Annotated in this window: 13 protein-coding genes; 11 read left to right on the top strand and 2 right to left on the bottom strand. The window is 60.8% G+C overall.

The window, feature by feature from the left end; genetic code table 11:
- Positions 1–53 precede the first annotated feature (53 nt).
- From CQ015_RS04955 to secG, 11 genes are all read left to right on the top strand, one after another.
- Entirely contained in the window at positions 54–752 is a 699-nt protein-coding gene (locus CQ015_RS04955) for an HAD hydrolase-like protein (protein WP_258137845.1), read from the top strand.
- A complete protein-coding gene (locus CQ015_RS04950; RefSeq protein ID WP_105552313.1) occupies positions 752–1423 on the top strand; it encodes a 1-acyl-sn-glycerol-3-phosphate acyltransferase in 672 nt (223 codons plus the stop codon). The genes CQ015_RS04955 and CQ015_RS04950 overlap by 1 nt, the downstream gene beginning before the upstream one ends.
- Positions 1424–1425: 2 nt before the next feature.
- Complete coding sequence (uvrC, locus tag CQ015_RS04945) at positions 1426–3363, top strand: excinuclease ABC subunit UvrC (RefSeq protein WP_105649526.1); 1938 nt, start codon at positions 1426–1428, stop codon at positions 3361–3363.
- A 9-nt stretch (positions 3364–3372) separates the two neighbouring features.
- Positions 3373–4266, top strand: coding sequence for an RNase adapter RapZ (gene rapZ / locus CQ015_RS04940; protein ID WP_096285160.1), 894 nt, complete (start codon positions 3373–3375; stop codon positions 4264–4266).
- Positions 4267–4272: 6 nt separating this feature from the next.
- On the top strand, positions 4273–5298 hold the full coding sequence (gene yvcK / locus CQ015_RS04935; protein WP_105552311.1) for a uridine diphosphate-N-acetylglucosamine-binding protein YvcK: 1026 nt from the start codon (positions 4273–4275) through the stop codon (positions 5296–5298).
- A gap of 27 nt (positions 5299–5325) precedes the next feature.
- Positions 5326–6306 (top strand): DNA-binding protein WhiA, encoded by a 981-nt coding sequence (gene whiA / locus CQ015_RS04930; RefSeq protein WP_105552310.1) that lies wholly within the window; start codon positions 5326–5328, stop codon positions 6304–6306.
- 62 nt (positions 6307–6368) lie between these two features.
- Positions 6369–6998 (top strand): superoxide dismutase, encoded by a 630-nt coding sequence (locus CQ015_RS04925; RefSeq protein ID WP_105552309.1) that lies wholly within the window; start codon positions 6369–6371, stop codon positions 6996–6998.
- Positions 6999–7197: 199 nt separating this feature from the next.
- Positions 7198–8205, top strand: coding sequence for a type I glyceraldehyde-3-phosphate dehydrogenase (gene gap / locus CQ015_RS04920; protein ID WP_096285152.1), 1008 nt, complete (start codon positions 7198–7200; stop codon positions 8203–8205).
- Positions 8206–8221: 16 nt separating this feature from the next.
- Positions 8222–9448, top strand: coding sequence for a phosphoglycerate kinase (locus tag CQ015_RS04915; RefSeq protein WP_105649525.1), 1227 nt, complete (start codon positions 8222–8224; stop codon positions 9446–9448).
- A 4-nt stretch (positions 9449–9452) separates the two neighbouring features.
- Complete coding sequence (tpiA, locus tag CQ015_RS04910; RefSeq protein WP_105552307.1) at positions 9453–10268, top strand: triose-phosphate isomerase; 816 nt, start codon at positions 9453–9455, stop codon at positions 10266–10268.
- A 22-nt stretch (positions 10269–10290) separates the two neighbouring features.
- A complete protein-coding gene (secG, locus tag CQ015_RS04905; protein WP_096285146.1) occupies positions 10291–10542 on the top strand; it encodes a preprotein translocase subunit SecG in 252 nt (83 codons plus the stop codon).
- 72 nt (positions 10543–10614) lie between these two features.
- On the opposite strand, the gene CQ015_RS04900 is transcribed toward secG, so the two are convergent.
- On the bottom strand, positions 10615–11310 hold the full coding sequence (locus tag CQ015_RS04900; protein ID WP_219843897.1) for a TrkA family potassium uptake protein: 696 nt from the start codon (positions 11308–11310) through the stop codon (positions 10615–10617).
- Positions 11303–12670: a TrkH family potassium uptake protein gene (locus CQ015_RS04895; protein ID WP_105552306.1), complete on the bottom strand. Its 1368-nt coding sequence runs from the start codon at positions 12668–12670 to the stop codon at positions 11303–11305. The genes CQ015_RS04900 and CQ015_RS04895 overlap by 8 nt, the downstream gene beginning before the upstream one ends.
- Positions 12671–12755 lie beyond the last annotated feature (85 nt).

Raw genomic sequence — 12755 nt, 5'->3', positions numbered from 1 at the left:
CAGTTATGGATTCCTAACGTGAGTCCGCTTCATGGGATGATGTCTAAGTGAATATGTCGGTAACAAGCGTGCTCTTTGATCTGGACGGGACTCTCGTGGACCCCGCAGGTTCCATTACTTCCGGAATTCGTCATGCCCTCGTGGCGCATGATGTCGCCGATCCCGGAGAGGAAGCCGTCGAGGCGTTGGTGGGTCCACCGCTGCAAATCGGTCTGCGCACCCTGGACGGTGTCACCGACGAGAATATCGATCAGATCATCGCCGCATACCGTGCCAGGTACGCGGCGGTGGGCATGGCCGCCTCGCGGGTTTACCCGGGACTGCGCGAACTGTTGGCTGCGCTCCGCGCGGCCGGAATCTACGTGGCAGTGACGACGGCCAAGCCGGAGCCCATTGCACGGGACCTGATCGCCAAGCAGGGGCTGGATTCCTCGCTGGACGCCATCTTCGGCAACGCCTCGGAGCACGGATCCTTGGGTTCGAGCAAGACGCATATCGTCCGGGCCGCGCTCCAGGCGGGCGAGCTGGATCCGGCACGCACCGTGGTCGTCGGCGATCGCTACTACGACCTGGATGCGGCGCGTGAAAACTCGGTGGCATCGATTGGTGTCAGCTGGGGTTTTGCGCTTCCCAACGAGTTGGACGCGGCAGACCACCTGGCCGATAGCGTGCCTGAGCTCGCCGTCCTATTGCTGGGTGAAGAACGTGCTGCGGCGCTCAACGGACAGCCGATGCAGGAGGGCCTGAACTAATGAGCCTCTACACCATGACCCGCTCCTCGATCCGCGGCATGCTGCACACCCTGTGCCGTCCGGAGATTACCGGGGTCCACAACGTTCCCAAGGAAGGCGGCTTCATCGTCGCCTCCAACCACTTGTCGTTCCTCGACTCGATTATCGTGCAGGCGTTGACCCCACGCGATGTCGCGTTCTTCGCCAAGGCCGAATACTTCACCACCCCCGGCCTCAAAGGCAAAGCCATGAAGACCTTTTTCGAATCCGTAGGGTCCATCCCGGTGCAGCGCGGTGAGCAGGCGGCCTCCGTGGCGGCCCTGGACTCGCTGGTGGAGATCATCGAAAACGGAAGCGGCATCGGAATCTACCCGGAGGGCACCCGGTCACGCGACGGCAAGCTCTACCGTGGCCGGACCGGAGTGGGCTGGCTGGCCCTGACCACGGGTGTCCCGGTGATCCCGGTGGGACTGATCGGCACCGAGAAGCTGCAGCCGGCCGACACCAAGGGCATTCGCCCGACGAAGTTCTCCATTCACTACGGGGAGCCGCTGTACTTTGACCAGCTGGGCCGCAAGCATCCGCTGCCCGAACGCCGCCGCGCGACGGACCGGATCGTTGACGCGATCGCCGAGCTGAGCGGTCAGGAACGTGTGGACTCGTACAACCAGTTGCCACCGGACGCGAAGTAGCCATGGCAGATCCAGCCAGCTACCGTCCGAAATCATCGGATATCCCCACTAAACCGGGTGTCTACCGCTTCCGCGACGAGCACGGCCGGGTCATCTATGTGGGCAAGGCCCGTGTCCTGCGCAATCGTTTGGCCTCATATTTCATCAACCCGGAACGCCTGACCGCTAAAACCCGCACGATGGTGTTCACCGCGGCCAGCGTCGAATGGACAACCGTCGGATCCGAGCTGGAGGCGCTTCAGCTCGAGTACACCTGGATCAAGGAATACACCCCGAGATTCAATATTGTCTTCCGCGACGATAAGACCTACCCGTACCTGGCCATCACGATGGACGAACAATTCCCGCGCGCCCTGGTCATGCGCGGGGACAAGCGCAAGGGCGTGAAGTATTTCGGCCCGTTTTATCCGGCCAAGGCGATCCGCGAAACTCTCGATACGCTTTTGCGCGTCTTCCCGGTACGCACCTGTGCGCCCGGGGTCTTCAAGCGTGCCGAAGCCTCGGGCCGCCCGTGCTTGCTGGGGTATATCGATAAATGCTCCGCGCCCTGCATCGGTCGGATCTCTCCAGAAGACCACCGAGCCCTGGCCGATGACCTGTGTACCTTCATGGGTGGCGAAGCAGGGAAGTTCACCCGCGAGCTGACCGCGCAGATGCAGGCTGCCGTCGCCAATCTTGAATACGAACAAGCAGCCCGCTACCGTGACGACATCGCCGCCCTGAACAGGGTTTTCGAGCGCAATGCGGTGGTGCTTGCCGAGAGCACCGAAGCGGATATCTTCGGCATTCATGCCGATGAGCTTGAAGCCGCGGTGCAGGTCTTCCACGTGCGCGACGGCCGTATCCGCTCGCAACGCGGATGGGTGGTCGAAAAGGTCGCCGACCTGACGGACGCCGAATTCGTCGAACAGCTGCTCACCCAGGTTTATGCCGATCATGCCGACCGGATCCCGCGTGAAGTTCTGGTGCCCACCTTGCCCGATGACATTGAAGATGTCACCACCTGGCTGACCGAACTGCGTGGCTCGAAGGTTTCCCTGCGCGTTGCGCAGCGTGGTGACAAGGCGGCGCTGGCCTCAACCGTGGTGGAGAACGCCGAGCAGGCGCTGCGCCTGCACAAGTCCAAACGTGCCGGTGATATTTCGACCCGTTCGGCCGCGATGCAGGAACTGCAAGAAGCGCTCGGTGCCGAAACCGCCCTGTTGCGCATCGAATGTTACGACGCGTCGCATACGCAGGGGACCAACGTCGTCGCCTCGATGGTGGTTTTCGAGGACGGGCTGCCCAAGAAGAGCGAATACCGAAAATTCTCGATTACCGGTGATGCCGCGCGTGATGACACGGCGAGCATGTACGACGTGATCCACCGACGCTTTAGCCGGTACCTGAAGGAAAAAATCGACCCGGACACTTTCAGCACCGGCGAGGTTGAGCCCGGAACCAGCGAAGTGAAGAAATTTGCTTACCCGCCGTCCTTGGTGATCGTCGACGGTGGCCCGCCGCAGGTGGCCGCGGCTCAAAAAGCCCTCGATGACTTGGGGATTGATGATATTCCCGTCGTTGGCTTGGCGAAGCGGCTCGAAGAGCTTTGGCTGCCGGAGGACCCATTCCCGGTGATCTTGCCGCGTGCTTCGGCGGCGTTGTACCTGGTGCAGCGCCTGCGCGATGAGGCACACCGCTTTGCCATTACCTTCCACCGCGCCAAGCGTTCGAAGTCGATGATTTCCTCGGATTTGGATGCCGTTCCGGGCTTAGGCAAATCGAAACAGGAAGCGCTCCGTAAGCACTTTGGATCGATGAAAAAGATCCGGGCCGCGTCCTTGGAGCAGCTCATGGAGGTCTCTGGAGTCGGGGAAAAGCTTGCGACTTCCATCAAAGAATCCTTGGAAGATACTTCACGTGCGGGTGTGAACATGACTACCGGTGAAATTCTCGACTAGCCTTGAGGTATGACCACCGAGTATGAAGCTGTAAAACCTCCGGAATCCGAACTCGTGATCGTCACCGGCATGTCAGGCGCCGGTCGAACCACGGTGGCCCACGCACTCGAAGACCTTGGCTGGTATGTGGTGGAGAACCTGCCGCCATCCATGCTGGGTATGCTCACCGAGCTGATGAGCCGTTCCCAAGGAACCATTCCACGATTGGCAGTGGTCATGGATGTGCGCTCCAAAGATCTCTTTCCAGAGATTCGTGAATCTCTGGCGCTGCTCACCAGCGGCGGGGTGAAGTACCGCCTGGTCTACTTGGACGCCAGCGATGAGGTCCTGGTCCGGCGCTTCGAACAGGGTCGCCGTCCGCACCCGTTGCAGGGCGACGGGCGGATCGTCGACGGCATCAAGCGAGAGCGGGACGTGACTGGACCGTTGCGTGAAGCCGCTGAACTCATTCTGGACTCCTCATCCATGTCGGTGCATGACCTGGCGCGTTCGGCGAATGAGCTATTTGCCGAATCGGGTCCGATCATTTTGCGGATCAACGTTATGAGCTTCGGGTTCAAATACGGCCTGCCCACCGACGCCAACTACGTGGCCGACGTGCGCTTCATTCCGAACCCGCACTGGGTTCCGGAATTGCGTCCGCAAACCGGCAAGGACAAGGAAGTCTCGGACTACGTCCTGCGTCAGCCGGGGACCAATGAATTTATCGAAAACTACCTTAAGGCACTGGAGCCAGTGTTCGAGGGGTATCGGCGAGAGAATAAGCACTACGCGACGATTGCCGTTGGCTGCACCGGCGGCAAGCACCGCTCCGTGGCAACGACCATTGAATTGGGGCGCCGACTGGCGCAGCTGCCCAATGTGCGAGTGAATATCACGCACCGTGATTTAGGCCGGGAGTAGTCTTCGATGGCATTCGCAACGGGACCAATCCCGATTCAGGGTCTTACCCGGCCCGATGATATGCGCAACCCCTCGGTGGTTGCGTTGGGTGGTGGGCATGGCCTGTCTGCCTCGCTTTCGGCGCTCCGCCGGCTCACCACGGAACTGACCGCCGTGGTGACCGTGGCCGATGACGGTGGAAGTTCCGGAAGGCTGCGCGGTTCCTTCGATGTGCTTCCCCCGGGGGACCTGCGCATGGCGCTGGCCGCCTTATGTGACGATAATGACTGGGGCCGCACCTGGCGCGATGTCATGCAGCACCGGTTCCAATCGGATGAGCATCCAGAAGAGCCGCTGAACGGCCATGCGGTGGGCAACCTGCTGATTCTCGCGCTCTGGGAATTGCTTGATAGCCCGGTAGCTGGACTGCGCTGGGCCGGCGCGTTGCTGGGCGCACGTGGCCAGGTGCTGCCCATGAGCACCGTTCCGCTGTCGATCCATGGTGAAGTTCTTGAAGCGGACGAAGTCACCGATACCCTGATCAAGCGTCGCATAGATGGCCAGGCGCAGTTGGCCGCGGCGGGTGGCGGGGGACTGGTCTCCAAGGTGTATTTGGAACCTGACGGAGCTCCGGCCTGCCCCGAGGCGTTGGACGCGATCGAATTGGCCGACTGGATCATTCTGGGTCCAGGGTCGTGGTACACCTCGGTGCTTCCGCACTTGTTGCTGCCCGATATGCGTCAAGCCATCGCAGATACCACGGCGAAAAAACTGTTGACCATGAATCTATCCGTCGATACTGCCGAGACCTCCGGAATGGATGCCGCCGCGCATCTAGAGGTTTTGGGACGTTACGCCCCGAACGTTCAATTCGACGCGATTATCGCTGATGAATCGCGGGTTCGTAACAAGGAGAGATTTGAGCTGGCAGCGCAAAAACTCGGGGCACGTGTCTTCTTTAGTAGAGTAGGTGTATCTGACGGTCGTGCCGAGCACGACCCGTTGCGCTTAGCGGCGGCCTATCATGAGGTGTTTACCGCAATAGGATCCTAATCGGATCTATGTAAGGGAGTTTGATTCATGGCATTGACGGCTTCCGTCAAAGACGAGCTGTCGCGGGTTGAGATTCGCAAGCCATCGGTGCGCAAAGCCGAGGTTTCGACCATGCTCCGCTTCAGCGGCGGACTGCATATTGTCTCCGGGCGAATAGTAATCGAGGCTGAGGTTGACTTAGCTGCGACCGCTCGCAGGCTCAAGGTCGCCATTGGCGAGCTCTACGGACACGACGCGGAGATTGTCATGGTCTCCGGTTCCGGCATCCGTAAGGGCAGCCGATACATCGTGCGCGTCGCTAAGGACGGCGAAGTTTTGGCACGCCAAACCGGGCTTCTCGACCAACGTGGACGGCCGGTACGTGGTCTGCCCTCGGTCATCGTCAACGGTTCCACGGCCGACGCCGAAGCGGTGTGGCGTGGCGCGTTCTTGTCCCACGGTTCACTAACCGAACCGGGACGAAGTTCGGCACTTGAAATTACCTGCCCCGGCCCAGAGGCCGCACTCGCCCTGGTCGGTGCGGCTCGACGCCTGGACCTGACCGTCAAGGCGCGTGAGGTACGCGGGGTGGACCGAGTGGTGATTCGCGATGGCGATGCCATCGCCCAACTCCTGACACGCATGGGCGCACACGACGCACTGATGGTGTGGGAAGAACGCCGGATGCGCAAAGAAGTCCGCGCCACCGCAAATCGGCTAGCGAACTTCGACGATGCGAACCTGCGCCGCAGCGCGCAAGCTGCTGTGGCTGCCGGTGCACGCGTGGAGCGCGCACTGGAGATTCTTGGCGACGAGGTGCCTGAGCACCTGCGTTACGCCGGGGTGCTTCGCCTGGAGCACAAGCAAGCGTCGCTGGATGAATTGGGCCGCATGGCCGAACCTCCAATGACCAAGGACGCGATTGCCGGCCGGATCCGCAGGCTCTTAGCCATGGCGGATAAAAAAGCTGGTGATCTGGGAATACCTGGTACTGAGTCCAGTGTTCCAGTAGATGAACTGGAACAGTAAAAAGTGTCCCCGCGGCAGACCTTCCGCGGAGATTCAACCAATTGAGAAGATTGAGGAGAATCATGGCTGTCTATTCACTGCCAGAACTGCAGTATGACTACGCTGCACTGGAGCCGAACATCTCGGCTCGCATCATGGAGCTGCACCACTCGAAGCACCACGCAACCTACGTTGCAGGCGCTAACTCGGCGTTGGAGCAGCTGGCAGAAGCCCGCGAAAAGGGCGAATTCGGCAACATCCCGAAGCTTTCGAAGGACCTGGCGTTCCACTTGGGTGGACACACCAACCACTCGATCTTCTGGAACAACCTCTCACCAGAGGGTGGCGACAAGCCAGTAGGCGAGTTGGCAGCGGCCATCGACGAGTTCTTCGGCTCCTTCGACGGATTCCGCGGTCACTTCACCGCTTCGGCCATGAGCCTGCAGGGCTCGGGCTGGGCAATTCTGGCCTACGAGCCGCTAGGTGGCCAGCTGGTCATCGAGCAGCTGTACGATCAGCAGGGCAACGTCCCAGTGGGAACCATCCCGCTGCTGATGCTGGACATGTGGGAGCACGCCTTCTACCTGGACTACGTCAACGTCAAGGCTGACTACGTCAAGGCCTTCTGGAACATCGTGAACTGGGCCGACGTCCAGGCTCGCTTCGAAGCCGCTCGCACTGGCGCTGCTTCGCTGGTGGTTCCAGGTAAGTAATTATTGCCGAATTAACCTTCTGGTAATTCAGCTCACATTCTCCGCGAATTTCGCGTAGGATGTATCAGGTGTGTTGCAGACCTCGTGTTTCACGAGGTCTGCAACTCACGACACAACGGAGTGTCCTCTTAGATAAGCAGGCCACTTCCGTGAAAAGCACGGCAGTGGCGCAATCATCCCATTTAGAGGAGATAGCCACATGACTACTCGTGTTGGAATCAATGGTTTCGGTCGTATCGGACGCAACTTCCTGCGTGCCACTCTGGCGCACAAGGCAGACATCGAAATCGTTGCAGTCAACGACCTCGGTTCCATCGATGCACTGGCTCACCTGGTGAAGTTCGATAGCGTTCTGGGCCCAGTCGGCGAAGCGGTATCCGTAGATGGCGACACCATCGTCGTCGGAGAGCGCCGCATCAAGGTGCTCTCGGAGCGCGACCCGGCAAACCTGCCATGGGGCGAATTGAACGTCGACGTTGTCATCGAATCGACCGGATTCTTCACCAAGGCTGCCGACGCTGGCAAGCACATCACCGCCGGTGCAAAGAAGGTCATCATCTCGGCTCCGGCCAGCGATGAAGACATCACCATCGTGATGGGCGCCAACCACGACAAGTACGATCCAGCCACGCACAACATCATCTCGAACGCATCGTGCACCACTAACTGCCTGGCCCCAATGGCCAAGGTTCTGAACGATGAATTCGGCATTGTCGACGGCCTGATGACCACCATCCACGCATACACCGCCGACCAGCGCCTGCAGGATGCACCGCACAGCGACCCGCGCCGTGCCCGCGCCGCAGCGCTGAACCTGATCCCGACCTCCACCGGTGCCGCTAAGGCCATCGGCGTGGTGCTTCCGGAATTGAAGGGCAAGCTTAACGGTTACGCAATGCGCGTACCGGTACCAACCGGCTCGGCCACCGACCTGACCGTCAACCTGGCTCGCACCGCAACCGTTGAAGAAATCAACGCCGCCTTCGAAAAGGCTGCCACCGAAGGCAAGCTGGCCGACTACCTCGAGTACTCGACCGATCCGCTGGTTTCCTCCGACATTGTGACGAACAAGCACTCCGCCATTTTCGACTCCGGCCTGACCTCCGTGATTGGCAACACCGTCAAGGTTGTGGCTTGGTACGACAACGAGTGGGGCTACTCCTCGCGACTTGTTGACCTTGTTGAATTCGTGGGATCAAGCCTCTAGTCGATAACCTAGAGACATGTCTTCTCACACTCTCGACGAATTACTCGCTGACGGTGTCCGCGGGCGGTACGTTTTGGTCCGAAGCGACCTGAACGTACCGCTCGACGGGGCGACCGTAACCGATGACGGACGCGTGCGCGCGTCCCTTCCGGTCATCACCAAACTGACCGAGGCTGGCGCCAAGGTCATCGTGATGGCACACCTGGGTCGCCCTAAGGGCCAGGTCGATTCGAAGTACTCCATCGAGCCTGCCGCTCGCCGCTTGAACGAACTTGCAGACTTCGATGTCACCGTGGCAACGGACGTAGTAGGAGCTTCGGCTCGCGAATCCGCCGCCGCGTTGGCCGAGGGTGCGGTGCTGGTCCTCGAGAACGTGCGCTTCGACGCCCGCGAGACCTCCAAGGCCGACGCCGAGCGTGAAGAATTCGCCACGGCGCTGGCCGCACTGACCGGTGACAACGGCGCCTACGTCAACGATGCCTTCGGTGCGGTGCACCGCAAGCATGCCTCGGTATTCGACATCTCAGCCTTGCTGCCAAGCTACCAGGGCGACCTGGTGGCAACCGAGGTCAAGGTCCTCAAGACCCTGACCGAAGCGCCAAAGCGTCCCTACGTGGTCGTACTGGGCGGGTCGAAGGTTTCGGACAAGCTCGCGGTCATCGACAACCTGCTAGGCAAGGCCGATCAGCTGCTGATCGGTGGCGGCATGGCATTCACCTTCCTCAAGGCCCAGGGATACGCCATCGGCGGCTCGCTGCTTGAAGAAGACCAGATCTCGGTCTGCCAGGAATACCTGGCCCGCGCCGAAAAGCTCGGTTGCGACATCATCGTTCCATCGGACGTCGTCGTTGCCAGCAAGTTCGGGGCAGACGCCGAGCACGAGGTGCTTGCCGCCGACAAGATCGAAGAAGCCAGCTTCGGATCGAACGGACTCGGCCTCGATATCGGACCGAAGTCCGCCGAACTGTTCGCAAGCTACATCACGAGCGCAAACACCGTGTTCTGGAATGGCCCAATGGGCGTCTTCGAGATCCCGGCCTTCGCCGAGGGCACCCGCACGGTGGCCCAGGCATTGGCAGGTTCCGAGGCGTTTAGCGTCGTAGGCGGTGGCGACTCAGCCGCCGCGGTACGTGCCCTGGGCTTCTCGGAGGACGACTTCGGCCACATCTCCACCGGTGGCGGAGCGTCGCTCGAATACCTTGAAGGCAAGACCCTGCCGGGTGTTGCCGCTTTGGAAGGCTAAATTTATGACGATGTCGAATAACGGCGCCTACGTGCGCCAGCCGCTGATTGCGGGCAACTGGAAGATGAACATGGACCACGTCCAGGGCATCACCCTGGTGCAGAAGCTCGCGTGGACGCTGAAGGATGCGCAGCACGATTACGACCGTGCCGAGGTTGCGGTGTTCCCACCGTTCACCGACATCCGCGGTGTGCAGACCCTGACCCTGGGCGACAAGCTGGACGTCGTCTACGGGGCACAGGACCTGTCCGCACAGGACTCGGGAGCCTATACCGGGGAGATCTCCGGCCAGTTCCTGAATAAGCTTGGCTGCAGCTACGTGCTGGTCGGCCACTCGGAGCGCCGCGAGTACCACAACGAGTCCAACGCCGTGATTGCCGCGAAGCTTGCCGCCGCGTACCGCCACGAGCTGACCCCGGTGCTTTGCGTCGGCGAAGGCCTTGAGGTACGCCAGGCGAACGAGCATGTTGCTTACACGCTGAACCAGCTTGCCGAGTCCCTGGAAGGCGTCACCGCCGAACAGGCCGAAACGCTGGTCATCGCCTATGAGCCGGTGTGGGCTATCGGAACCGGCGAGGTGGCGGGCCCGGCCGATGCGCAGGAGCTGTGCGCCGCGATTCGCGGAGCATTGGTCGAGCGCTTCGGCGAGGAGATTGCGCAGAAGGCGCGCCTGCTCTATGGCGGAAGCGTCAAGGCCGCAAATGCCGCGCAGATCATGCGTGAACGCGATGTTGATGGCCTGCTGGTCGGCGGTGCTAGTTTGGATGCCGAAGAGTTTGCTAATATTGTTAGGTTCGAGCACCATCTCGTCACCGACTGAATCTAATTAAGGAACCGTCGACTTGGATATCATCAAGATCATTCTGCAGGTACTGCTGGGTATCACCAGTGTCCTGCTCACCCTATTGATCCTTCTCCATAAGGGTCGAGGCGGCGGTATGTCCGACATGTTCGGTGGCGGCATGACCAGCTCGATGGGTTCGTCCGGTGTTGCCGAGCGCAACCTGAATCGCATCACCATTGTTCTTGGTCTGGTCTGGGGCGCGGTCATTATCGGCCTAGCCCTGGTCATGCGCTTCAGCATCGAGTCATAGCAGACAACTAGGAAAGGGGACCCACGACAGTGGGTCCCCTTTCCTAGTTAAGCCTGGATTCGCTTTTGCCGCCTAGCGCAGCTGGCCGAAGCGATCGGTGTCCGCGGTGGATCCAAGCACCAGCACGCGGTCCCCTTCGACCAGCACCGTGTCCGCATCGGTATTCTGCCAAACGCCGGACGCATTGGCTTTCGCGGCGATGGTGACCCGGTACTTCTTCCGGACCCCCATCTCGCTCAACCGCATCCCATGCAGGCTAGCCGGTGCGGTCATCTTCACCAGGGCGTAGCCCGGGTCGACCTCCACGTAATCCATGATCGAGCCGCGCACCAGATGCGCTACGCGCCGGCCCATATCCTTTTCGGGGTAGACAATGTGGTGCACCCCAAGTTGTTCGAGGATCAGCCCGTGCCGGTCATCCTGAGCCTTCGCCCAAATCAATGGAATGTTCATGCTGACCAGCAGCGAGCAGCACAGGATGGAGGACTGCAGATGGCTGCCTACGGCGACCACTACGCGGTCAAAGTCGTGAATTGAAAGCTGCTCGAGCACCTCGCGGCGTGCGGCGTCCGCCCGCACCACCTGGGTCAGCTCACCGTTCAACGCCTGGACATTATCCTCGTTCAAGTCGATGCCCAGCACATGGGTGCCCGATTTCATCAATTCCATGGCGAGCGAAGCGCCAAAGCGCCCCAAGCCAATCACCGCGACCGAGTCCGCGGCGGCAATGTTCTTCGAATCTGAGCGGAAATTCAGTAGCTTACCCAATTGCGGGCCTTTCTTTTGGGAGTTCGTAGAGGGCCTTGCGGTCGCGCAAGGCGAGGGCCGAGCCGAGCGAGAGCACTCCGACGCGCCCTAAGTACATGAGCGCGATCAGAATGGTTTTGCCGGCATCGGGCAGGTCGGGGGTGATGCCGGTGGACAGGCCAACGGTGGCGAAGGCCGAGGTCGCCTCGAAGAGGCAACGATCCAGCGAATACGGCGTCAGCAGCAACAATCCCATGGTGCCCGAGAAGACCGCGGCGGTGCCCAAGAGCGTGACCGTCAGCGCTTGGCGATGAATGGACCGCGAAAGCCGTTTGCCCAGCACATTGACGGCCGTTTCGCCGCGCAGCTCGGTGAGGATGATAAATAGCAGCACCGCCGCGGTGGTGACCTTGATGCCACCGGCGGTGCCGGCCGGGCCGGCGCCGATGAACATGAGTACATCCATGCCGAGCCACGAGGCCGGGTGCATGGCACCGATATCGATGGAGTTGAACCCGGCGGTACGAGTTTGCACCGAGTGGAAAAAGCCGGCAAGCACGCGTGCCGCCGGGTCCAAGGTGCCAAGGGTTTCCGGATTGTTCCACTCCATGGCGGTGATGAACACCGTACCGCCGAGCAACAGCAGGGCGGTCATGAGCAGCACGAGTCGGGTGTTCATGCTCCATTTGAGCGTGTTGCGTCCGTAGCGGCGCAGCTGAACGAGTACCGGGAAGCCGAGTCCGCCGAGGATGATCGCGAAGCTGACCGGCAAGCTGATCCAGGGGTCGTCCACGAAACCCATGAGGCTGTCCGAGTAGAGCGCGAATCCTGCGTTGTTGAACGCGGACACCGCATGGAACACCGCGTGCCACAGGGCCGAGGGGGCATCGTAGTCGTAGCCCAACCAGAAGCGCAGGGCCAGTGGCACCGCGGTGATGGCTTCGAGGAACAGGGAGAAGAGCAGAATGGTTTTCGTGGCTGTGCGGACGTCCTGTCCGCTCAGGGCCTTGCTTTCGCGCTGGGAGGACTGCCGGGTGAGCAGCCCGATCTTGCCCATGAGCAGCATGCTCAGCAGGGAGGCGACAAGCATGATGCCCAACCCGCCGAGCTGGATGAGCGCCAAGATGATGATCTTGCCGAAGAGCGTGTAGTGGGTTGCGGTGTCCACCACGGTCAGGCCCGTGACGCAGACCGCCGAGGTGGCGGTGAAGAGCGCGTCGATCAGTGGGGTGAATTTTCCATCGGTGTGTGCCCACGGTGTGGCGAGCAGCAAGCCACCGATCAGGATAGCGCCCAGAAACCCCAGGGCGACGAGTTGCGCTGGCCGGGCCAGGGAATTGTGGCGAGGGCTCACTTGGAGTCCGGACTTCTTTGCGAGCATGATTTCACATTGGTCGTAGTGACGCCGTGCGGAAGCGCGAGCGCGTGTAGCGAATGAAATACTACGCCTGTCTTCAAGGTATTAA

The organism is Arthrobacter sp. MYb221, from assembly GCF_002979835.1.
In the GTDB taxonomy this organism is placed as follows: domain Bacteria; phylum Actinomycetota; class Actinomycetes; order Actinomycetales; family Micrococcaceae; genus Glutamicibacter.
This window is presented reverse-complemented; position numbering and strand designations above follow the sequence as displayed.

Excerpts from the sequence above, each read along its gene's own strand:
- gap (WP_096285152.1), top strand. The coding sequence starts at position 7,198 with ATGACTACTCGTGTTGGAATCAATGGTTTCGGTCGTATCGGACGCAAC.
- CQ015_RS04895 (WP_105552306.1), bottom strand. The coding sequence starts at position 12,670 with ATGCTCGCAAAGAAGTCCGGACTCCAAGTGAGCCCTCGCCACAATTCC.
- uvrC (WP_105649526.1), top strand. The coding sequence starts at position 1,426 with ATGGCAGATCCAGCCAGCTACCGTCCGAAATCATCGGATATCCCCACT.
- CQ015_RS04915 (WP_105649525.1), top strand. The coding sequence starts at position 8,222 with ATGTCTTCTCACACTCTCGACGAATTACTCGCTGACGGTGTCCGCGGG.
- CQ015_RS04950 (WP_105552313.1), top strand. The coding sequence starts at position 752 with ATGAGCCTCTACACCATGACCCGCTCCTCGATCCGCGGCATGCTGCAC.
- whiA (WP_105552310.1), top strand. The coding sequence starts at position 5,326 with ATGGCATTGACGGCTTCCGTCAAAGACGAGCTGTCGCGGGTTGAGATT.
- rapZ (WP_096285160.1), top strand. The coding sequence starts at position 3,373 with ATGACCACCGAGTATGAAGCTGTAAAACCTCCGGAATCCGAACTCGTG.
- yvcK (WP_105552311.1), top strand. The coding sequence starts at position 4,273 with ATGGCATTCGCAACGGGACCAATCCCGATTCAGGGTCTTACCCGGCCC.
- tpiA (WP_105552307.1), top strand. The coding sequence starts at position 9,453 with ATGACGATGTCGAATAACGGCGCCTACGTGCGCCAGCCGCTGATTGCG.
- CQ015_RS04955 (WP_258137845.1), top strand. The coding sequence starts at position 54 with ATGTCGGTAACAAGCGTGCTCTTTGATCTGGACGGGACTCTCGTGGAC.
- CQ015_RS04925 (WP_105552309.1), top strand. The coding sequence starts at position 6,369 with ATGGCTGTCTATTCACTGCCAGAACTGCAGTATGACTACGCTGCACTG.